This is a genomic window from Tunturibacter gelidoferens (genome assembly GCF_040358255.1).
Taxonomy (GTDB): Bacteria; Acidobacteriota; Terriglobia; order Terriglobales; family Acidobacteriaceae; genus Edaphobacter; species Edaphobacter gelidiferens.
The window spans coordinates 726065-746776 of sequence record NZ_CP132938.1; the positions used below are offsets into that span (position 1 = coordinate 726065).

At 60.1% G+C, this 20712-nt stretch carries 19 protein-coding genes; 12 read left to right on the top strand and 7 right to left on the bottom strand.

Going from position 1 to position 20712, the window contains the following annotated elements; genetic code table 11:
• Positions 1 to 38: 38 nt before the first annotated feature.
• Positions 39 to 1031, bottom strand: coding sequence for a substrate-binding domain-containing protein (locus tag RBB81_RS03445; RefSeq protein WP_179580235.1), 993 nt, complete (start codon positions 1029 to 1031; stop codon positions 39 to 41).
• 153 nt (positions 1032 to 1184) lie between these two features.
• Here RBB81_RS03445 and mfd point away from each other — a divergent pair, with 153 nt between their 5' ends.
• Positions 1185 to 4925 (top strand): transcription-repair coupling factor, encoded by a 3741-nt coding sequence (mfd, locus tag RBB81_RS03450; RefSeq protein WP_353072723.1) that lies wholly within the window; start codon positions 1185 to 1187, stop codon positions 4923 to 4925.
• 14 nt (positions 4926 to 4939) lie between these two features.
• On the opposite strand, the gene RBB81_RS03455 is transcribed toward mfd, so the two are convergent.
• Both RBB81_RS03455 and RBB81_RS03460 read right to left on the bottom strand, forming a co-directional pair.
• On the bottom strand, positions 4940 to 5872 hold the full coding sequence (locus RBB81_RS03455) for a DUF2950 domain-containing protein (RefSeq protein ID WP_179580239.1): 933 nt from the start codon (positions 5870 to 5872) through the stop codon (positions 4940 to 4942).
• Positions 5869 to 7185, bottom strand: a complete 1317-nt coding sequence (locus RBB81_RS03460; RefSeq protein WP_353072724.1) for a DUF3300 domain-containing protein — start codon at positions 7183 to 7185, stop codon at positions 5869 to 5871. The genes RBB81_RS03455 and RBB81_RS03460 overlap by 4 nt, the downstream gene beginning before the upstream one ends.
• A 301-nt stretch (positions 7186 to 7486) precedes the next feature.
• On the opposite strand from RBB81_RS03460, the gene RBB81_RS23455 reads away from it, so the two are divergent.
• The 7 genes from RBB81_RS23455 (at position 7487) to RBB81_RS03495 (ending at position 12694) form a co-directional block, all read left to right on the top strand.
• A complete protein-coding gene (locus tag RBB81_RS23455; protein ID WP_423248049.1) occupies positions 7487 to 7786 on the top strand; it encodes a DUF3224 domain-containing protein in 300 nt (99 codons plus the stop codon).
• A gap of 177 nt (positions 7787 to 7963) precedes the next feature.
• Positions 7964 to 8395, top strand: a complete 432-nt coding sequence (locus tag RBB81_RS03470; protein WP_353072726.1) for a cupin domain-containing protein — start codon at positions 7964 to 7966, stop codon at positions 8393 to 8395.
• Positions 8396 to 8437: 42 nt separating this feature from the next.
• The gene (locus RBB81_RS03475; RefSeq protein WP_353072727.1) at positions 8438 to 10207 is read left to right on the top strand and encodes a DUF885 domain-containing protein; all 1770 of its coding nucleotides are present in this window, start codon (positions 8438 to 8440) and stop codon (positions 10205 to 10207) included.
• Positions 10208 to 10274: 67 nt separating this feature from the next.
• A complete protein-coding gene (locus tag RBB81_RS03480) occupies positions 10275 to 10562 on the top strand; it encodes an AbrB/MazE/SpoVT family DNA-binding domain-containing protein (RefSeq protein WP_183791068.1) in 288 nt (95 codons plus the stop codon).
• Positions 10559 to 10981 carry a type II toxin-antitoxin system VapC family toxin gene (locus tag RBB81_RS03485; RefSeq protein WP_353072728.1) on the top strand — a complete coding sequence of 141 codons (423 nt, stop codon included), beginning with the start codon at positions 10559 to 10561 and terminating at the stop codon, positions 10979 to 10981. The genes RBB81_RS03480 and RBB81_RS03485 overlap by 4 nt, the downstream gene beginning before the upstream one ends.
• A gap of 118 nt (positions 10982 to 11099) precedes the next feature.
• Complete coding sequence (galU, locus tag RBB81_RS03490) at positions 11100 to 11978, top strand: UTP--glucose-1-phosphate uridylyltransferase GalU (RefSeq protein WP_353072729.1); 879 nt, start codon at positions 11100 to 11102, stop codon at positions 11976 to 11978.
• Positions 11979 to 12220: 242 nt separating this feature from the next.
• Positions 12221 to 12694 (top strand): ferritin-like domain-containing protein, encoded by a 474-nt coding sequence (locus tag RBB81_RS03495; protein ID WP_353072730.1) that lies wholly within the window; start codon positions 12221 to 12223, stop codon positions 12692 to 12694.
• A 134-nt stretch (positions 12695 to 12828) separates the two neighbouring features.
• Here the strand turns inward: RBB81_RS03495 and RBB81_RS03500 are convergent, their stop codons facing one another.
• Together RBB81_RS03500 and RBB81_RS03505 are read right to left on the bottom strand one after the other, a co-directional pair.
• Positions 12829 to 13215 carry a carboxypeptidase-like regulatory domain-containing protein gene (locus RBB81_RS03500; RefSeq protein ID WP_353072731.1) on the bottom strand — a complete coding sequence of 129 codons (387 nt, stop codon included), beginning with the start codon at positions 13213 to 13215 and terminating at the stop codon, positions 12829 to 12831.
• A 38-nt stretch (positions 13216 to 13253) separates the two neighbouring features.
• Entirely contained in the window at positions 13254 to 13454 is a 201-nt protein-coding gene (locus tag RBB81_RS03505) for a hypothetical protein (protein WP_179580248.1), read from the bottom strand.
• Positions 13455 to 13611: 157 nt separating this feature from the next.
• On the opposite strand from RBB81_RS03505, the gene RBB81_RS03510 reads away from it, so the two are divergent.
• From RBB81_RS03510 to RBB81_RS03520, 3 genes are all read left to right on the top strand, one after another.
• Complete coding sequence (locus RBB81_RS03510; RefSeq protein ID WP_353072732.1) at positions 13612 to 15168, top strand: M20/M25/M40 family metallo-hydrolase; 1557 nt, start codon at positions 13612 to 13614, stop codon at positions 15166 to 15168.
• Between the two features lie 272 nt (positions 15169 to 15440).
• On the top strand, positions 15441 to 15710 hold the full coding sequence (locus RBB81_RS03515) for a DUF1905 domain-containing protein (protein ID WP_353072733.1): 270 nt from the start codon (positions 15441 to 15443) through the stop codon (positions 15708 to 15710).
• 144 nt (positions 15711 to 15854) lie between these two features.
• Positions 15855 to 16682 carry a rhomboid family intramembrane serine protease gene (locus tag RBB81_RS03520; protein ID WP_353072734.1) on the top strand — a complete coding sequence of 276 codons (828 nt, stop codon included), beginning with the start codon at positions 15855 to 15857 and terminating at the stop codon, positions 16680 to 16682.
• A 362-nt stretch (positions 16683 to 17044) separates the two neighbouring features.
• Here the strand turns inward: RBB81_RS03520 and RBB81_RS03525 are convergent, their stop codons facing one another.
• Positions 17045 to 17626: a hypothetical protein gene (locus RBB81_RS03525; protein ID WP_183791056.1), complete on the bottom strand. Its 582-nt coding sequence runs from the start codon at positions 17624 to 17626 to the stop codon at positions 17045 to 17047.
• A 531-nt stretch (positions 17627 to 18157) separates the two neighbouring features.
• Between RBB81_RS03525 and RBB81_RS03530 the strand changes: the two genes are divergently transcribed.
• Positions 18158 to 18604, top strand: a complete 447-nt coding sequence (locus RBB81_RS03530) for a hypothetical protein (RefSeq protein WP_179580258.1) — start codon at positions 18158 to 18160, stop codon at positions 18602 to 18604.
• Positions 18605 to 18797: 193 nt separating this feature from the next.
• Here the strand turns inward: RBB81_RS03530 and aspS are convergent, their stop codons facing one another.
• Positions 18798 to 20654 carry an aspartate--tRNA ligase gene (gene aspS / locus RBB81_RS03535; RefSeq protein ID WP_353072735.1) on the bottom strand — a complete coding sequence of 619 codons (1857 nt, stop codon included), beginning with the start codon at positions 20652 to 20654 and terminating at the stop codon, positions 18798 to 18800.
• Positions 20655 to 20712 lie beyond the last annotated feature (58 nt).

Below are 20712 nucleotides of genomic sequence, written 5' to 3' on the forward strand. Positions count from 1 at the left end.
GACTCTCAGACAAATCGCCAGATACCAAACAGCAAAATCTACTGATTTACCGATCTCTGCTTCTTCATCACAGCGTCCAGATTCGTCTTATCCACCAGCGCAACTCCCGTATTGACGAAGGTCGGGAACGGAGAATAAGGATCCAGCCCGAAGTCCTGGTCCAGCGGCTTCACAGGATAGTGATGAATATCGTCCAGCGCCTTCAATCCCAGAAACGCCATCGCGTACGGCTTTTGAGAGATCGTCGAATCGATCGTTCCATCACCCACCAGCTTCAGTGTGTCAGAGTCCACATCCATCGCTATCAACAAGCGGTCGGTGACATTTCTCCGTTTGAAGGCCTCCGCTACGTTCGCACCCGACCGGGAGTCCAGGCAGATGAACGCGTCGATCTTCGCCGGCCCCTTCCGCTCAAGGTACTCACCCGCCTTATCCATCGCCGTCCCCGCATCCGTCTTGATATCGAACACCTCTACGATCTTGATCCCGTGATAATCCTCTAAGATGTCCTGATAGCCCTTCAACCGCTCATCCAGGTTCGGCTGCCCCGGATTCGTGAAGAACACAACATTTCCTTTCCCGTTCAGTTGCGCCGCCGCGCGCCTCCCGCCCAGCTTACCCGCCTCGAAGTTGTTTGTCCCGATAAAGTACAACCGCTTGCTCTCCGGCGAATCCGAGTCGATCGTAATCACCGGAATGCCCGCCGCAATCGCCGCATCGATCTCCGGCTGCATCAGCTGGGAGTTCACAACCTGGACCAGAATCCCTGCAGGCTTCCTCGCCACCATCGCCTTGAACTCATCCACCTCTGCCTGCGCGTTCAACCCCGCCGGTCCGCGCGTGTCCACAGACACCCCATACTCCGCACCCGCCGCCTCAAATCCGCTCGCAGCCACCTTCCAATAGGGCAGCGCCGTATTTGTGGCGATCAGATAGTACTGCTCGCTCTTGCTGTGACGGGTGCACCCCGCAATCAGTGGGAGCACCACCGCTAAAAGCGCAAAAAGATACCGCTTCCTCAAAGTATTCATGTCCATCCTCCGGCAGTATCTCTGTCCGAAGCCGAAAAAATGTCGAAATCGGGCAGCAGCGCAGGCTCTATTTCCCTGCGGGAGCCAGATACTACTCCAAATCACTCTGCGGAGTAAACCCGTGCAGACTCCGCTTGATAAACTCCATACAGCATGGTTCTTCCCTTCGTCCGCGAGCTCCTCGCAGACTTGGAGCATTCTGAAGCTTTTGAGCGTGTACGCCGCCACCTCAGCGGAGGCACGGGGCGCAGACGTGTCTCCGGACTCACCTTCACCGCACGCGCCCTCTACCTTCCCTTCTTCGTCCGCGCCGCGCAAGCCCCCTGCGTCATCATCGTCGCCGACAACAAAGCCGCTGAAGCCCTCCAGGCCGCCGTCATCAGCGCCTGCGAGCTCACCGGCGCCCTGCCGCCCGAATCCGTCCTCAGCCTCCCTGCGCACGACGTCCTCCCCTTCGAAAATCTCTCCCCCCACCCCGAGATCCAGGAGACCCGCGCCGCCACCCTCTGGAAAATCAGCCAGCACGCGACCAACCAGGCCCGCCTCGTCATCGCACCCGTCGAAGCCGCCTGCATGCGTCTCTTCCCCCGCGACTACTACCGCGCCCTCACCCTCCATCTCAAGATTGGCGAAGAGTACATGCCCGACATGCTCGTCGAGCACCTCCTCTCCGTCGGCTACGCCAAAGTCGACGTCGTCGAGATGCCCGGTCAGGTCACCCTCCGCGGCGGCATCCTCGACGTCTACTCCCCCGAGATCGACCGCCCCGTCCGCATCGACTTCTTCGGCGACGAGATCGAATCCATCCGCCGCTTCGACCCCGACACCCAGCGCTCCGCCTCCACCCTCGACAGCGCACTCCTCCTCCCTCTCACCGAAACTCCCGTCACCGACAAGCTCCTCACGGCCATCAACGCCCGCCTCACCCGCGCAGGCAAAGCCGGAGCCGTCCTCGAAGGCGGCGAAGAGCCCGCCGAACTCCTAACCCACGTCAGCACCCGCACCGGAGAGGCCACCATCTTCCCCGGCTGGGAGTTCTTCGCCCCCGTAGCCGGCGCCAACCTCACCCTCCTCGACCTCCTCAGCGCCTCCAGCCCCACCGCCCCCCGCGTCTTCCTCGAAGAGCCCGCCATGATCAAAAATCAGGGCGAACGCTGGTGGAACAAGATCGAACAGCGACACGAGCGCTCCGGCATCGGCAACCTCGTCCGTCCCGAAGACATCTACCTCTCTCCCTGGGACCTCGACGACCGCCTCCACAAGTTCCCCGGCATCGAACTCGACCAGCTAGGCGCAGTCGACATCCTCGACGCCGACCGCAGCGACCTCTCCGAAGTCGACTTCGCCACCCGCCCCACCATGCGCTTTCACGGCTCCATCCCAGCCATGATCGACGCCATCAACGCCCTCATCAAACAGGAAGCCCGCATCCTCCTCACCGCCCCCAATCAAGGCGAAGTCGAGCGCCTCGCCGGCCTCCTGCAGGAGTACCAGCTCCCCTACCGCCTCGGCTCCCGCAACGAGAGCCCCGGCAGCTCCACCGTCTACACCGAGTCCAGCTACCTCGGCGGAAACACCATCGACCTTCGCATCCCTGTCATCGTCAAAACCCCCATCGCCGCTGGCGTCCAGATCCTTGATCTAGATAAAGCCACCGCCCGCCAGATCGTCATCTTCGGCGCACAAGACCTCACCGACGATGCGGACGTCACCACCCGCCCCGTCCGTCGCGGCAAATCCAAGGCCGCCGCCTTCATCTCCGACTTCCGCGACCTCGCCGTCGGCGACTACGTCGTCCACGTAGAACACGGCATCGCCCGCTACTGCGGCCTGCGCGTCATCGAAGAGAACGACGCCCCGCCACTCGAGCTCATGATCCTCGAGTTCGCCGACGAAGCCAAGCTCTACGTCCCCCTCACGCGCCTCGACTTAATCCAGAAGTACCGCTCCAGCGAGACCGGCCCACCGCCGGAGTTAAACAAACTAGGCACGCAAGCCTGGCAGAAGACCAAAGCCCGCGTAAAGAAGGCGATGGCCGACATGACCGCCGAGCTGCTCAAGCTCTACGCGCAGCGTCAGGCCGCCGTTGGCACGCCCTTCTCCCCCGACACCAACATGCAGCACGAGTTCGAAGACGCCTTCGACTTCAACGAGACCGACGACCAACTGACCGCCATCGCCGACATCAAGGCTGACATGGAGTCCACTCGCCCCATGGACCGCCTCCTCTGCGGCGACGTAGGCTACGGCAAAACCGAAGTAGCCATGCGCGCCGCCTTCAAAGCCGTGCAGGACTCCAAACAAGTAGCAGTCCTCACCCCCACCACCGTGCTCAGCTTCCAGCACTTCGAGTCCTTCAAAAAACGCTTCGCCAACTTCCCCGTCAACATCGAGATGATCTCCCGCTTCCGAACCGCCAAAGAGAAAAAGATCATCCTCGAAAAAGCCGAAGCCGGCAAGATCGACATCCTCATCGGCACCCATGCCGTCCTCTCCAAAGACTTAAAGTTCCAGGACCTCGGCCTCCTCGTAGTCGATGAAGAACAGCGCTTCGGCGTCCGCCACAAAGAACGCCTCAAGCAGATGCGTGCCGCCATCGACGTCCTCTCCATGTCCGCGACGCCCATCCCACGCACCCTGCATATGTCACTGATCGGGTTACGTGATATGTCCGTCATCGAAACCCCACCCAAAGACCGCATGGCCATCCAGACCATCGTCGCCAAGTTCGACGAAAAGCTCATCCGCACCGCAATCGAGATGGAGCTCGAGCGCGGCGGCCAGATCTACTTCGTCCACAACCGTGTAGAAACCATCTACGACCTTGCCTCAAAGATTCGCGAATTAGTCCCGCAAGCCCGCATCGTCATCGGCCACGGCCAGCTCCCCGAAGCCGAACTCGAGCGCGTCATGCTCGCCTTCATGAACCACGAGTACGACGTCCTCGTCGCCACCAGCATCATCGAAAACGGCCTCGACATCCCCCTCGCCAACACCATCATCATCAACCGCGCCGACCGCCACGGCCTCTCCGAGCTCTACCAGCTGCGCGGCCGCGTAGGCCGAAGCAACCGCCGCGCCTATTCCTACTTACTCATTCCACCCGAAACTGAGCTAACCGAAATCGCCCGCCGCCGCCTCGCCGCACTCAAAGAGTTCTCCGACCTCGGCGCAGGCTTCAAAATAGCCGCCCTCGACCTCGAGCTACGCGGTGCAGGCAATATGCTCGGCGGCGAGCAATCCGGTCACATCGAAGCCATCGGCTTCGAGATGTACACCACCATGCTCGAAGAGGCCGTCCGCAAGATGAAGGGCGAAGAAGAAAAACCCGCCCACGCCAACACCGTCATCAACCTCGGCATCTCCGTCCGCATCGACAGCGACTACATCCCCGAAGAGAACCAGCGCCTCCGCATGTATAAGCGCATCGCCGGCGCGCAAACGCAAGCCGACCTCGCCGACGTCCGCGCCGAACTGCAGGACCGCTACGGCACACCACCCGAGACCGTCCTCAACCTCTTAGCCGCAGGCGAGATCCGCCTCCACTGCGAACAACTCGGCATCTCTCAACTCGACCGCAAGCGCACGCAAGTCGAACTCCCCAACCCCAAAGGCAACAGCGCCCGCGGCTCAGCAAAAGCCCAGCCCATCAAAACCTTCGTAGAGATGCTCCACGTCAAATTCGCCGCCGTCAACGCCGACCCCTCGCACTTCACCAACGGCAACAACAAAACCGTAGACCCTGCCACGCTGATGAAACTCGTAAGTCGCAACACCAAACGTGGAGCCCAGTTCACCCCACAAGGCACCTTACGCTGGCCCCTCCCCTCCGCGAAATCCGAGGAAGTCCTCAGCGAAACCCGCGCCCTCCTCGACTCTCTCACCACCACCTAGCCGGCAGCCGCCCTTCAGCGCGCAAGCTTCCACGAGCTATCCGGGTCATACATCGTCATCGCCTTCACAGCCGCCTCCGTCCCGTCTCCCAGATCCTTCTGATACACAGCCCCGCTTCTTCCAATAACAAAGGTCATCACGCCACTGGCCCCATACTCCGCCGGCCACGCAACGATAGCGAAACCGCCCGTCATCTTCCCGTCCCTCACATAGTCCTTCGCGCCGCCGACCGCATGCGCTCCCTGCGCCTTCAACACCCGGTAGTAGTAGCCATGAAACGGTGTACGCTTCCCGCCCTGCTGTATGTCGTACCCCTCACTAGTCGCTGCAGCCACCAGGCTGCCAGCCGGACTCTCCTCCTCGCCCTCCTTCGTCTCCCAGTAAAGACCATTCTCCTTGCCCGGCGCACTCACAACGTGCTCCGCATACGCGCCCCTGGGGTTCCCGTCATGGCCTGACTCGGCATACACCTTCTGCGCATCACGTAAGGCCCGGCACACCTTGATAGCGTCCAGTTCGTTTTGCCCAATCCGCCGATAAGCCAACTCCTGCGCGCCTTTTACCGCGTCGAAGTGCCATGCACCATCGGCCTTCACAATTGGGAACGGCAGCGGCCACGCACTCGTTCCCACGGTCAGGGTGACCATGTCCGGCCCGTTGTGAACAAACGCATGCGCCTTTTCGTAGCCCTTCAGGAAACCCACCCGCCCATTCTCATCGGCCGTCGCATCACCCGACGACAGCAGGTCCTGCGCCTGTGTCCCCAGGATCTCTTTCAATGCGGCATCATCCTTCGCCTTGACCGCCAACACAAACGCGCCCGCCGCCGCCCGATAGGTCGGAAATGTCTTCACCTGCGAGTCCTGCGCCAACGCAGACGCCGCACCGAAGGTCAGCAGTGTCGCAACAAGGGATCGAGACCACCAATCACGCCTGTAAAGTTTCATCTCGATCTACCTCCCGGACGTCCACCGGCACTGGCTTGGCCGCGACTGCTGGCCTGACGCGTTGCCGCGCCATTGTTGTTGCCACCAAACCCGCCCGGCCGCGAACCAGTCTGCGGCTGAGGCCGTTGCGCCGGCTTCGCACCACCCTGTGGATGCCCGGAATAAGACCCTCCCGGCGCAGGACGACTTGGTGCAGGCCGCGTAGTAGGCGTAGGGCGAGCCGTTGGCGCGGGCCGAGTAGTAGGAGTAGGAGTAGGACGAGGGGCTGGTGCCGGCCGAGTGGTAGGAGTCGGCCTGCCACCTCCACCATTCCCAGGAGGTCGAGTCCCTCCCCCATTCCCAGGATTTCCGCCATTACCCGGCGGTCGAGTCCCGCCTCCATTTCCATTCCCAGGAGGCCGAGTCCCGTTACCATTCCCCGGACGATTCCCGCCGTTGCCGTTGCCAGGCGGCCGCGTCCCGACATTGCCCCCCGGTGGCCTTCCACCATTCCCATTATTCGGCGGACGTCCACCATTGTTCGGCGGCGGTCGATAACCCGGCTTGTTCGGTCCATTCGGTCGATACCCCGGCGGCGGCGGACGATACCCAGGACGGTTATTCCAATTATTCGGCGGTCGCGCATAAATAGGCCGGCCATACATCGGCGGCCGCGGCCGATACGGTGGATAAGGACTGTGGTAGTGGTTGTTGTACACCCAAACATTGTTATGGACGATCACACCGCGACCACCCCAACCCCAACCCCATCCGCCCCACCCGTACGGCTGGTTGTTGTTGATCAGCGCCCCAATCGCGATCCCAGCCCCAAAGCTCAGCAAGGACGCCGCGACCACATCCCCCGTGCTCGGTCCGCTGACATAAACCTGCTGCGGCTGGTACTGCGGAACGTAAACCACCTGCGGATTCGCCGGCTGCACCACCACCACCTTCGTCCCACCGTCCTGCTGCACCGAAACCGTCTGGTACTCATTGCTGTCCAGCGCACCCGAGGCATACGCCTGCTGCCTCAACGTCTGTATCGCCGACATCACCGTCTGCTGGTTCGCCTTGAACGCCGCCCCCAGCGCCGCATAGTCGTCAATATGCGTCGCCATCGCGTCCAGCACCTGCGGAAAAGTCACCAGCGAGACAAAAGCCGGATCAAACCCACCCTTCAAAGCCGCATCCTGCAACGCCTGCCCCTGCAGCCCGGAGTTCTGTTTCACCCAGTTGTTCGCATCGATGATCTGCTGAGGATCCGTCGATGCCGCGCAGATCTGCGCCAGCAGAGTATCCGGATACAACGCGATCGGTGCTACCAGTTGGGTCAACTGGTCTCCCGTAGGAATAGCCTGGGCATGACTTACGCTGCCGGAAACCCAGTGGCACGCGATCAAAGCGGCCAGGACAATCACCATAACCCTGCGAAGGCACATCGAGTATCACCTCGAAACTGTCATCATGAAACCATGTACAACAACCCGCGAGTTAACGAATTATCGGAGTGAAGGCACTCTAAGCCTGCCAATTATATGTCAATCTCCTCATCGTCCACCTCATACGCTTTCAACAACCCGGTCGCGATCTTCGAAGGAATCAAACCTGCAGACCCATGCCAACGGAACGTTTGAAGTGAAGACCACCCCTCAGCCCGCTGACTCCGATGCTGGAAGCGAGGCCCTGGGCCGTCTCCTCCTCGACAAGCAGTTCCACGGCGACCTCGAAGGCACCAGCAAAGGCACGATGCTTGCTGCCGGAACAGCCGTCAAAGGCTCCGCCGGCCACGTCGCCATCGAGATCGTCACCGGAACCCTCAACGGCCGCACCGACACCTTCGCCCTCCAACACACCGGCACCATGACGCGCGGCACCCCACGCCTCAGCGTCACCGTCGTACCCGACTCCGGCACCGGCCAGCTCACAGGCCTCTAAGGAAAGATGTCCATCAACATCGCCGACGGCAAGCACTCCTATGACTTTGAGTACACCCTCCCCGAAACCCAATAACTATCATTTGTCTCCGGCATGCAAACTTTCCGTCTTTTTTCGGGTTACAACTATCGGAGCTTGGACCCTCTCCCGTCTCATGGATAACAGAAAGGGGTAACCATGCATTACCCAATTCAAATCGGCAGAATCAGCGTCACCTTCCTCCAAAGCCGCCACGAAACCGGAGGCGCCTTCGATCTCTTCGAACTCATCGTCCCGCCTAACTTCTACCTCAGCGTCCCGCACCTGCACCGCGACTACGACGAGACCATCCTCGGCCTTAACGGCATCGCCACCTGGACCATCAACGGCGAAGAGATTCAGGTCAAACCAGGCCAACTACTCACCATCCCCCGCGGCACCGTGCACTCCCAGAACAATCTGCATAACGACACCGCCCGCATGATGTGCCTCCTAACCCCCGGACTCCTCGGCCCCGAGTACTTCCGCGAACTAGCCGCCACCCTCAACACCGACGGCCCACCCGACATCGCCAGCATCGGCAACATCATGGTCCGCTACGGCGTCATCCCCATCTCAGCCGAGCGATAGCAGCCGAACAGTCAGTCATGCCGTAAACTCATTGCAATGTCAATGAACCGCACTCTCCTGGCAACCCTCGTGCTCACGCCAATCCTGCTCGCATCGGCTCCCCAGGCCCACGCCCAGCACCTCTCCGCCGACGGCGGTGTCCAGACGTTCAACTACCTCGCCGACCAGTACTTCTCCGACGTCTACTTTCACTTCGGCCCCACCGCCGGCACCTCCGCCGGTCTACACCAGTACGACGACAAGCTCGAGGACTACTCCGCCGCCAACATCCAAAAACAAATTGCCGCCCTCCACGCCTACGAGAAGAAAGTTGAAGCCGTCGACCCCGCCACACTCGACGCCTCCGTAGCCGGCGACCGCGCCATCCTCCTCAACAGCATCCGCAGCACCCTCCTCACCCTCGAGGTCATCCGCCCCTGGGAGAAGAACCCCGACAACTACTCCTCCGGCATCACCAACTCCGCCTTCGTCATCATGGAGCGCCCCTACGCCTCCGCCGACATCCGACTCAAAGCCCTCGTGTCCCGCGAAAACCAGATGCCGCAAGCCCTCCTCGAAGCCCGCAAGAACCTCAAAAATCCCCCGCACATCTACACCGAGATCGCCCTCGAGCAGATCGACGACATCATCGGCTTCTTCCAGACCGACGTCCCCTCCGCCTTTACCGACGCCACCGACGCCGACACCAAAGCAGCCTTCGCAAAATCCAACGCCGCCGTCATCGACGCCCTCAAGTCCTACGCCGCCTGGCTCAAGTCCGATCTCCTGCCCCGCTCCAACGGCGACTTCAAGTTCGGCGCCGACACCTTCGCCAAAAAACTCAGCTACGACGAGATGGTCGACATCCCCCTTGACCACCTCCTCGAAATCGCCTTCGCCGACCTGCACAAAAACCAGGCCGAGTTCGCCCGTGTAGCCAAAGAGGTCGACCCCACCAAGACCCCGCAGCAGGTCCTCGCCGAACTAGCCACCATCCACCCCGCGCCCGACAATCTCCTCAGCACCTTCAACCAAACCTTCGCCAGCCTCATCGACTTCATCAACACCCACCACATCATCACCATTCCCTCCAAGGTCGAACCCACCTTAGAGGAGACTCCACCCTTCATGCGCGCCACCACGCAAGCATCGATGGACCCTCCTGGCCCCTTCGAAACCCACTCCACCAAGGCCTACTTCAACGTCACCCTGCCCGAGAAAAACTGGACGCCCGAGCACATCGCCGAGCACATGGCCGCCTTCAACGTAGGCACCGTCATCTCCACCAGCGTCCACGAGGCCTACCCCGGCCACTACGTCCAGTTCCTCTGGACCCCGCAGTTCCCCTCCACCGTCCGCAAGATCCTCGGCGCCAACACCAACATCGAAGGCTGGGCCCACTACACCGAACAGATGATGCTCGACCAGGGATACGGCCAACCCGGAACCGGAGCCCAAAACGAGCGCGAAGCCAAACTCATCCGCCTCGGCCAGATCCAGGACGCCCTCCTTCGCGATGCCCGCTTCGTCAACTCCATCAAGCTCCACACTGGCCAGTTCACCTTCGACCAAGCCGTCAACTTCTTCGTCACCGACGGCTACCAGTCCCACTCCGTCGGCCTCGTCGAAACCAAGCGTGGCACCGCCGACGCCACCTACCTCTACTACACCCTCGGCAAGCTCCAGATCATGAAGCTCCGCGCCGACATGATGCAAAAACAAGGCGCAGCCTTCAACCTCCAGACCTTCCACGACAACTTCATGCGCCAGGGCTTCGCCCCCATCAAAATCATCCGCAAAGCCATGCTCCACGACGACTCCCCCGTCTTATAGGAAATTCACCGCGCAGGAAATTCACCGCGCAGGAAATTCACCGCGCAATGGCATTCAAAATGGTAAAATGGCAATCATGAATGCCATTACCGAAATAGACAAAGCTGGCCGTGTCGTCGTACCCAAGAAACTTCGAGATGCCCTCCATCTCGTGCCGGGTACCCGGCTTACTCTTCATCAAGAGGGCGACCGGCTCGTGATTCAACCAGAAGCCAGGCCTCGCGGCCTCTACATGAAAAAAGGGACGCTGGTTTATGACGCAGGTCCACTCCCGCAGCTCGATATCGCTGACTGGATCGAGACAGACCGCAACGACCGCATAGATTCCCTCATGGGCGACCTGAAAAAACGATGAATTTTGTCGATACCTCTGTCATCGTTGCGGCCTCCCAACCCTACGATCCACGGCAGCCCGCATGCCTCGATCGGCTTGCCGTCGCCGACGCCCGTGGCGGCGCGTGCGCCATTCACACCCTGTCCGAAATCTTTGCCGTCCTCACCCGGCTTCCACTTCCATACCGCCTCCCAGCCGATGCAGCTCTCCAGATCGTCAAACATACAAGCAAACGTTTTAACGTGATCGCTCTGACCCCCGCGGAACAGATGGCAACAATCGAAAGATTCGTAGCCGAGGGACTCACTGGCGCAATGATCTACGACGCCTTAATCCTTTCCTGCGCGCGCAAGGCGAACGCAACCCGCATCTACACCCTTAATCCCAGACACTTCAAGCAAGTCGCCCCCGATCTCGCCGCCCGCATTCACGAACCATGAACGGCTGCAAATACCATCCAACTTTCTTCCCAACCCGATCGGACTATCCCACTCTTCCGCCAGCCCTGTTAGCATTTTCAAAGTCAGACCTGCATCCAAGGAATTGATGACTCCAACCATGGCTCCCCAGAAAATCCGCAAAGCCGTCTTCCCCGCCGCAGGCATGGGCACCCGCTTCCTCCCCGCCACCAAGGCCATGCCCAAAGAGATGCTCTGCCTCGTCGACAAGCCCCTCATCCAGTACGGCGTCGAAGAGGCAGTAGCCGCCGGCTGCACCGAGATCATCATCGTCACCGGACGCGGCAAGTCCACCATGGAAGATCACTTCGACCGCAGCCCCGAGCTTGAAGCCTCCCTCGCCGCAAAGAATAAAACCGCCCTCCTCGAGGTCGCCCGCTCCGTCTCCAAGCTCGCCAAGATCACCTACACTCGCCAGCCCGAACCCCTCGGCCTCGGCCACGCCGTCCTCATGGCCAAAGAGCTCGTCGGCGACGAACCCTTCGCCGTCCTCCTCCCCGACGACATCGTCGACGCCACCATCCCCTGCATGAAGCAGATGGTCGAAGCCTTCAACGAAACCCAATCCAGCATCCTCGGCTCCGAGATCGTCGAAGGCGCAGCCATCCAGAACTACGGCTGCCTCGACTGCACCCCCGACCCCAAAAACCCGCGCCTGCTCGCCGTCAAAAACCTCGTTGAAAAACCCAAACCCGAAGACGCGCCCTCGCAGAATGCGATCATCGGCCGTTACATTCTCACCCCGCGCATCTTCGAGATGCTCGAGCACATCACCCCCGGCGCAGGCGGAGAGCTCCAGCTCACGGACGGCATCAAAGCCCTCCTGCAACACGAGAAAGTCTACGGCTTCGTCTACGAAGGCAAGCGCCACGACGGAGGCGACAAGCAAGGCTTTCTCCGCGCCACCGTAGAGCTCGCCCTCAAGCACAAAGACCTCGGTCCCGCCTTCCGCGAATGGCTAAAATCCCTTCCGCTGTAGGCATACCCTCCTGATCACCGTCATCTCGACCGAAGCGGCTCGCAGTCTCATCGCGAGCCGCGCAGTGGAGAGATCCCCGCATTCTGTCCTTGCTTCGTCCTCGCCTTCTTGTTTGTCATTCCGCAGCGTAGCGGAGGAATCTGCTTTTCGCTTCACACCGGCAATCCCTCCTTCACAAACTCCACCTGTAGTTTCTGCATCTCACACCAAAGACCACGCACCGTAGAACGATTGGAGAACACATGCCTGATAAAGCAACCGCACCCTCGGTCATCACCCGCGAAAAACTAGTCGATCTCCTTAACGAAGATCTCTCCCGCGAATATCAGGCCATCATCGCCTATGTCGTCTACTCGCAGGTCCTCAAAGGCGCTCAATATATGAATATCGCCGACGAGCTCGCCATCCACGCCACCGAAGAGCTCGCCCATGCCATCGCCCTCTCCAATCACATCGACTATCTCGGCGGCATGCCATCCGTCACCCCCAAGCCAGTCAAGACCTCCGAGAAGGCCGAGGATATGCTGCGCTTCGACCTCGAAAACGAGAAGAAGACCATCGCCAACTACCGCCGCCGCATCCGCCAGTGCGACGAGCTCAACGAGTTCGCCATCGGCGAGTCCATCCGCGAGATCCTCATGCAGGAGCAGGACCACCTCATCGCCCTGGCCACCGCCCTCGGCGTAGACCCACCCAACCCAGGCATCGCCGACTAGAGCCGTTCCAGCAATCGTCCTGAAGTCCTCCTCCGACCAACGGGAGGACCAGGCATTTCATTCCTTCACGACCGGTATACGCGTCACGAAGTGACCGCCCCACGCGTAGTGGGCCCGTCCGGCAGGACCAGCAGTTACTTGCCGATCTTCAAATCGATATAAAACTGATTTTTATTGTCGAAAGAGCTGATCGTCTTCACGCCGCTCTTCTTCCCGTTACTCTCAGCCCAGATCTCATAATCCGTATTCTGCACCAGCTGCCCGAAACGGTAGCCGCCCGCATCGTCTGAAAAGTAGCTCTTCACCGCGAGGCTATGATCGTCCTTCAAGTAGACCACCGCGCCCTTCACGGCCGTCCCTTCGGCATCGACAACTTTACCCTGGACAACCCGTTGCACAGGACCCCGCTGCTCCGCAACCGCGGAAATCGACTGCACAGCACCAAAGACAGTCATCAGCGAGCAAGACGCGAGAATCACCTTACCGGCAAACGAACGGAGCAAGAGATCAGTACGCTTCATGTCTTCCAGTATACGGCTATCACCATCCAGATCAGCCGTTACTCCTCTTCCTCCTCGTCGGTATGCGTTACATCTTCATCGTCATAACCCGCATCGTCGACAGCCGCCAACTCCAGTGGATCAACAGAAACAACCTCGAGATCGACGCCGCACTCATCGCACTGCACCGTCTCTCCCTCTTCCACTTCATCGACGTCAACAACAATCGGGTTATCGCATTCCGGACAAACAACAGCCATGGTCGTGCCTCCAGGGTCTTTGGGCCCACTCGCCCGTCTATAGGATTACAGGAACATCCCGACGGACGCCCTTGCTATTTATTTAGCGGCCATCCCGTTCCCACGTCAAGCATACGATTCACCCGGCATCTCGGTTTTGCACAAGGAGAAAAACTTCGTGATCGCTGCATCCGTCCCGCCCGCACGCCCGGCCCGCTCTCGCTTCCTCGGAACCACCGCCCTCCTCGCCTGCACCCTTCTCCACGCCCAACAAGCCCAACAGCCCCTCACCACCGGCCTCCCCATCACCACCGCACCAGCCGACCCCGCCATCACCGCCGCCCTCGCACAGGTCTCTCCCGACCACATCAAAGCCACCATCACCAAACTCATCTCCTTCAACAACCGCAGCACCCTCTCCAGCATGGACACTGACCTCGCCCCCAACACCGGCGTCAACGCCGCCGCCGACTGGATCGAGTCCGAGTTCAAATCCATCTCCACCGCCTGCAACAACTGCCTCGAAGTAAAGCGCGACACCTTCACCGAGCCCGCCAGCACCGCGCCCAACTCCCGCATCACCAAACCAACCAAAATCTCCAACGTCTACGCCGTCCTCCGCGGCACCGACCCCGCCCAGGCCGCCCGCATGGTCCTCGTCACCGGCCACTACGACTCCCGCAACTCGAAGAACGAAAACACCCACGACCCTGCCCCCGGAGCCAACGACGACGCCAGCGGAGTAGCCGTCTCCCTCGAATCCGCCCGGATCTTGAGCAAACTCAAGTTCCCCGGCACCATCGTCTTCGTAGCCGTAGCCGGAGAAGAACAAGGCCTAAACGGCAGCGCCCACCTCGCCAAACTCGCCCGCGAAGAAAACTGGCAGCTCGAAGCCGTCCTCAACAACGACATCGTCGGCGGCGACACCACCCCCGGCAGCACCACACCCCCCAACATCCAGGACAAGACCACCGTCCGCGTCTTCTCCGAGGGCGTCCCCGCCAACGCCACCCCCGACCAGCTCCGCACCATCGAAAATCTCGGCGCCGAAGGCGACTCCCCCTCCCGCGAACTCGCCCGCGCCATCGTCGACGTCTCCTCCACCTACTTCCACCCCACCTCGCAGCGCCTCTCCGCCGGAACCCCCGCCAACCGCCCCCACAGCACGGCCATGCACATGATCCCCGCCTTCCACCCCGTCCTCATCTTCCGTCGCGACCGCTTCCTCCGCGGCGGCGACCACACCAGCTTCAACCAGGAGGGCTTCGCCGCCGTCCGCTTCACCGAGTGGACCGAAAACTTCAACCACCAGCACCAGGACGTCCGCACCGAAAACGGCACTCAGTTCGGCGACCTCCTCCAGTTCGTCGACTTCAACTACGTCGCCAACGTAGCCCGCCTCAACGCCGCCACCCTCGCCACCCTCGCCTCCGCCCCCGGCGAGCCGCAGAATGTCCGCATCCTCACCACCGCCCTCGACAACAACACCGAACTCACCTGGCAGCCCCCCACCGGCGCTCCCGCCAACACCACCTACGAGGTCGTCTTTCGCGAGACCGACCAGCCCGTCTGGACCGACTCCGAGACCGCAGGCTCCTCCCTCAACCTCAAGCTAGCCATCTCCAAAGACAACGTAGTCTTCGCCGTCCGCTCCGTCGACCCCGCCGGCCACCGCAGCATAGCCGTCCTCCCCACACCCGAACGCGGCCAGCGCCCCCCAACCCCGGCAAAATAGTAATGTCCTGCCGGACGGTCCTCCTGCGCGGAGGGCGGTCACTTCGTGACGCGTATACCGGTCTTGCCGGAATGAGCGGCACGGGTCCTCCCGCTGGTCGGAAACATCTTCCTTCGCGACCAACGGAAGCGCCGAGCAAAGCCCTACACAAGTCACGAAGTGACCGCTCCACGCGTAGTGGGCCCGTCCGGCAGGACACAGCGCTCGAAAACAGCTTATATTGCTTCCAGGCAAAACGGAGTTCCTGGCCGGATGACAGGAGGTCACACCCAATGCTGAACAAAACTTTCACCGCCACCCTGCAAAAGAGCCCTGCCAAAGGTGGTTGGACCTACGTCGTCTGGCCCGACTCAGTAAAATTCTTCGGCACGCGAGGACTCGTCAAAGTCACCGGAAAGATCGATGGCCACCCCTTCCGCAGTTCTTTCATGGCCCTCGGCGACGGCACCCATAAACTGCCCGTCAAGGCAGACATCCGTAAAACCATCAACAAACAGCCAGGCGACATGGTAAAGGTGCTGCTCGAAGATCGCATCGACTAAATCCGGAAACAACAGCGTGTAAATCCGCAGACCAACAGCAAGGCGTCCCGTTTTGATGAAAAAAGCAGCGCCGTCCGCGCAAATCGGCGCAAACTCTCCCCGCCACCGGACCGGAGAACCTATGATGAAATAAGAAAAGCATCCATGCCTCGCTCCGGCCCCATCTCGCTCGCACTCCCCGCCTTCGAAGGTACCACCCGCAAGCTCATCCTTCTGAACGTCGGAACCTTCTTCGGCCTCCTCCTCCTCCGCTGGCTAGCCCCGCAGCTCCAGGCCGTCCTCCTCGCCCACCTCATCCTCGAACCCCTCGCCGTCCTCCACGGCGAAATCTGGCAACTCCTCACCTACTCCTTCGTCGAACAGGGCATCCTCGGCATCCTTTTCGGCATGCTCACCCTCTGGTTCACCGGCTCCCTCCTCGAACCCTCCTTCGGCGGCCGCTGGCTGGCCGAGCTCTACCTCACCTCCGTCATCGGCGGCGCCATCCTCGCCTCCGCCCTCTCCTTCACCCACGTCCTCGGCCTGCGTCCCGACATCGTCGCCGCCGGAGCCTGGTCCGGCATCTTCGGCCTCATGGTCGCCATCGCCATGATCTTCGGCGACCAGGAGTTTCTCCTCTGGTTTGTCCTTCGCATCAAGGCCAAGTACATGGTCGCGATCTACATCCTCATCGCCATCGCCATTCTGCTCAAGCAGGCCGACAGCTTCAACGCCCTCATCCAGCTCTCCGGAGCCCTCTGCGGCGCGCTCTTCGTCAAATTCGCTCCCCGCCGCGGTCTCGCCTTCGCCGTCTCCGAGCAGTACTTCAGCGTCCGCAACCGCTACTACCGCTGGAAGCGCCGCCGCGCCGCCCGCAAGTTCGAGGTCTACATGAAGAAGCAGAACCGCGAAGTCCACTTCGACAAGGACGGTCGCTACGTTGACCCCGACGAACTCCGCAAGAACCCCAACGACAAGCGCTGGATGAACTAAGACAACGCCGTATAGAAATACTCCATCTCTCCTTGGCAATCAAACTACTGCGTTTGCAGTTGTCCCTTTTTGCAGTTGTTTGTTCTTTTGTTGTCATCCCGTAAGGATCTGTTTTTGTATTCCCCAGCCCCAGCAAACACCCAGGGTGCCCCATCCATCGCGCTCTATGCGATGGGTGGGAATGTAGAACTCTTCCCGACCAGCCGTGGCTTTTGTTCTTGCTCTTGCAGTTTCTCGATCTAATCCAAACCGCAAAGAATCGTCATCTCGACCGGAGCGGCGGACAGCCCATCGTCCGTCGCGCAGTGGAGAGACCCCCGTATTGGCCGTTGTCGTTGCCTGTTTCAATCAGCTTTTAGTTTTTAGATAGGTTCTACGGCATACTTCAAATCAGCCACCGTCAAGCTGCCAAACGCCTGCTGATAATTCGCGCTCCAAATCCCCTCCGCATCCTCGCTCTGCAGATAAACCCGCTTCTCCCCCGAAAACTCCGGCGCAAACTCCACCACAAGACTCACCGTCAGACTCTTCCCCGCAACCTGCGACGAAGCACCCGCCGCCATCACCGTGCACTGCGAGTTCTTCACCCTCGCCGAACTCCCCACCTTCGCCGGATGAGTCCCCCACACCCCACCCATATTCGGCACCAGTCCAATCTCCTGCGCCCGCACGTCGTATCGCACCAGGCACTCCTTCGCCGACCACCCCCTCTGCTCTCCCGGCCGCACGTTACTCGACATCACCGACACCGTGACCTCACGAATATGCCCGCCCCCTTTAGGATCCTGAAAGGTCGCCGCAATTCTCTGCTCGTATCCCTCGCCACGCGACACAACAACCGACACCGGAGTCGACGAATCCATCCTCATAGGAGCCACCCGCCTGCATCCCGTCAGCAAAGACCCGCAGACAATCGCCACCGCAATGAGCCTCACATCCCGCACGCCAGCCCTCCCAGAACCAACCTGCCCTCTTCAGCCAGCCAGCCCTCAGATTCAAGAAACTTACCGAAGAAGGCTTCGCTCTGCCTAGACCTCAAGAACGAATTCCGGAGATTTCTCACTGCCCTAAAATTCAACCGCCACACTTGTTGAACCACCGTTCCCGTAAACCGTGTCATTCCGACCGAAGCGCAGCGAAGTGAAGGAACCAGCATCTCGCCAGACCCCACAAAACCGAGCATTCCCCAGCAAAAACACCTGTCAACCCCACAAACCATCTAACCAAAACAAAATAAACAAGATCGACGTGGCGCATTAGTTTCACTCAACTTGGTAAACTTGAAAGGTAGAGATCTCAAAAGCCCCGAGCCAAAGCTTGGGGCTTTTGTTTTTGAACCTAAACCCTTTAGAAAGAAGTATTTGCCGCTAACCCCAATGGTTGCACGAATTTAGCAAAACGACAATTTGTCATCTTGTTGCAAACATTCAACTTATACGGAAATACCCCCCAGGGGGTACCCCAGGAGAGGCACCATGGAATATCCAATCTGCCGTCACATCAAGACCAACGGTCTGCAATGCCACGCGCCCGCCCTCACCGGCGGCGACTACTGCTACTTCCACAATCGCCTCCACGTCCGCCACGCGCAGTTCCGGCCCAACGACATCTCTCGCCCCTACTTCACTGCCGGCCGAGATCTGGAGCTGTGCGCTCTCGAAGACCGCGAGGCGGTTCAGTTTGCACTCTCCGTGGTCATCAACGCGCTCGCCACCAACCGCATCGACACCAAGCGCGCCACGGCGCTCCTCTACGGACTCCAGCTGGCCTCGTCCAACGCCGTCCGTCTCAACAACACTCCGGAGACACCCGATGTGGTCCGCGCCGTCGAGTCCTCGAACGACGGCCTCGACCTCGCCGAACCCGGAGCCATCATGGAAGTCTTCACTCGCCTTGAGCTCGAGCAGAGCACAAGCTCATAGATGCCTGTCCTGCCGGACGGGCCCGCTACGCGCGGCGCGGCCACTTCGTGGCGTGTATACCGGCTTCGCCCGGCGCTCCCGATGGTCGCGAACGAATCTCGATCCCGACCATCGGGAGGACCACCCGAAGGGATATACAAGTCACGAAGTGACCGCGCCACGCTCAGTGGGCCCAAGCGGCAGCGCAGTGTTTCTATGTTCTCGTCACCGTCTTCAAATGCAGCTCCCGCATCTGCTGATCGCTCACCGGCGTAGGCGCATCGACCATCAGGTCGATCGCCTTCGCCGTCTTCGGAAACGCAATCACCTCACGGAGGCTAGTCGCACCAGCAAGTATCATCACAATCCGATCCAGCCCCAGCGCAATCCCGCCATGCGGAGGCGTGCCGTACTCCAACGCATCCAGGAAGAAGCCAAACCGCTCCTTCGCCTCTGCATCCGACATGCCCAGCGACCGGAAGATCTCCGCCTGCACATCCTGCCGGTGAATACGAATCGAGCCCGAACCAAGCTCCGTTCCATTCAGCACGATGTCGTAAGCAAGCGCACGCACCGCGCCCTTATCTCTCGTCAACTTGCCCGCCTTGATGTCCTCTTCATGCGGCGAGGTGAACGGATGATGCGCCGCATTCCAAACCTTGGTCTCCTCATCCCACTCGTACATCGGGAAGTCGGTGACCCAGAGAAACTTGAAGTCAGCCTCGGTACCAGTCTTCACAAACCGTCCATGCTTGTCGGCAAACTTAGTGGCAAGCTGCAACCGCAAAGCACCAACCCGCTTATAGATCCACTGCGGATCGAAGTTCCACTTAGCCGGAGCACCAATCTTGGGAGTAACAACAATGATCAGATCGGCAGCATCAACCTGGCTCGCAGCACCTTCAAACCGAGTCTGCTCCTCCGACAGCTTCGCCTCAATCACAGAAGCTAACGGAGCAAACGCATCATTCGTCTTCAACCGAGCCACATCCAGAAAGTCCAAGCCGCAGTCGCCAAACGTAGCGCGAATCTCCTCCACCAGCGCACGCTTCTGCGTCCCGCTCAGCATACCCGCCTTGGGAATTACAAACCCAAGCACCGGCAGCTCTTTCTCAATCTTCAACGTCTCCCTCAACTCAGGAGTCAACTCATCAGTCAGCGAAACCATCGCCGGCAGCCGCATATCCGGCTTGTCGATCCCGTAGTTCTTGATCGCATCGTCATAAGTCATCTGCACAAAAGGAGTCGTCAACGAGATCGAAGCCGTCTTGAACGCAGCAGTCAGAAAACCCTCGACGACGCGAAACACCTTCTCCTGCTGGGGAAAGCTCATCTCAAGGTCGATCTGGGTAAACTCCGGCTGCCGATCTGCACGTAGATCCTCATCGCGGAAGCAACGAGCAATCTGAAAATACTTATCGAATCCCGAGATCATCAGGATCTGCTTGAAGATCTGCGGCGACTGCGGCAGCGCATAGAAGCTGCCCGCATGCACCCTGCTCGGCACCAGGTAGTCACGCGCTCCCTCAGGCGTAGAACGCGTCATGAAAGGAGTCTCAATCTCAAGAAAGCCCTGCTCAACAAGGAAGTTGCGAATCGCCATCGCAACCCTGCTGCGCAGCGCGAAGTTATGCTGCATCTCCGTGCGTCGCAGATCGAGATAGCGATACTTCAACCGCACCTCTTCGTTCGCAATCGCATCTTCCGCCGGCGAAAACGGAGGAGTCTTCGCCTCATTCAGCAACAGCAACTCACTCGCAACCACCTCGATCGCGCCCGTAGGCATATTAGGATTCTCAAGCCCCGCGCCGCGCCGCCGAACCTTGCCCTTCACCGCAACCACGTACTCCGACCGCGCTGCCTCCGCCTTCGCATGCGCCTCGCCGGACACCTCTTTGTCGAGCACGACCTGAGTAATCCCACTCCGGTCCCGCACATCGAGAAAGATCAGGTTCCCATGGTCCCGCCGACGATTCACCCAGCCCATCAACACCACCGGCTGCCCATCCTGCTCCACGCGAAGCTCGCCACACATATGGGTCCGCTGCAAACTACCTAAAAAATCCAACATGATCTCATTCACTTTCAAAATCGAAGTCGCTCGCGAGGAGCTAATCAGGAAGCAGAGT

Bases quoted from the DNA above. Each gene is read 5' to 3' on its own strand.
- RBB81_RS03500 (WP_353072731.1), bottom strand. From the start codon at position 13,215: ATGAAGCGTACTGATCTCTTGCTCCGTTCGTTTGCCGGTAAGGTGATT.
- RBB81_RS03515 (WP_353072733.1), top strand. From the start codon at position 15,441: ATGCTGAACAAAACTTTCACCGCCACCCTGCAAAAGAGCCCTGCCAAA.
- RBB81_RS03530 (WP_179580258.1), top strand. From the start codon at position 18,158: ATGGAATATCCAATCTGCCGTCACATCAAGACCAACGGTCTGCAATGC.
- RBB81_RS03520 (WP_353072734.1), top strand. From the start codon at position 15,855: ATGCCTCGCTCCGGCCCCATCTCGCTCGCACTCCCCGCCTTCGAAGGT.
- RBB81_RS03485 (WP_353072728.1), top strand. From the start codon at position 10,559: ATGAATTTTGTCGATACCTCTGTCATCGTTGCGGCCTCCCAACCCTAC.
- RBB81_RS03455 (WP_179580239.1), bottom strand. From the start codon at position 5,872: ATGAAACTTTACAGGCGTGATTGGTGGTCTCGATCCCTTGTTGCGACA.
- RBB81_RS03475 (WP_353072727.1), top strand. From the start codon at position 8,438: ATGAACCGCACTCTCCTGGCAACCCTCGTGCTCACGCCAATCCTGCTC.
- galU (WP_353072729.1), top strand. From the start codon at position 11,100: ATGGCTCCCCAGAAAATCCGCAAAGCCGTCTTCCCCGCCGCAGGCATG.
- RBB81_RS03495 (WP_353072730.1), top strand. From the start codon at position 12,221: ATGCCTGATAAAGCAACCGCACCCTCGGTCATCACCCGCGAAAAACTA.
- RBB81_RS03480 (WP_183791068.1), top strand. From the start codon at position 10,275: ATGGCAATCATGAATGCCATTACCGAAATAGACAAAGCTGGCCGTGTC.
- RBB81_RS03470 (WP_353072726.1), top strand. From the start codon at position 7,964: ATGCATTACCCAATTCAAATCGGCAGAATCAGCGTCACCTTCCTCCAA.
- RBB81_RS03505 (WP_179580248.1), bottom strand. From the start codon at position 13,454: ATGGCTGTTGTTTGTCCGGAATGCGATAACCCGATTGTTGTTGACGTC.
- aspS (WP_353072735.1), bottom strand. From the start codon at position 20,654: ATGTTGGATTTTTTAGGTAGTTTGCAGCGGACCCATATGTGTGGCGAG.
- RBB81_RS03445 (WP_179580235.1), bottom strand. From the start codon at position 1,031: ATGAATACTTTGAGGAAGCGGTATCTTTTTGCGCTTTTAGCGGTGGTG.
- mfd (WP_353072723.1), top strand. From the start codon at position 1,185: ATGGTTCTTCCCTTCGTCCGCGAGCTCCTCGCAGACTTGGAGCATTCT.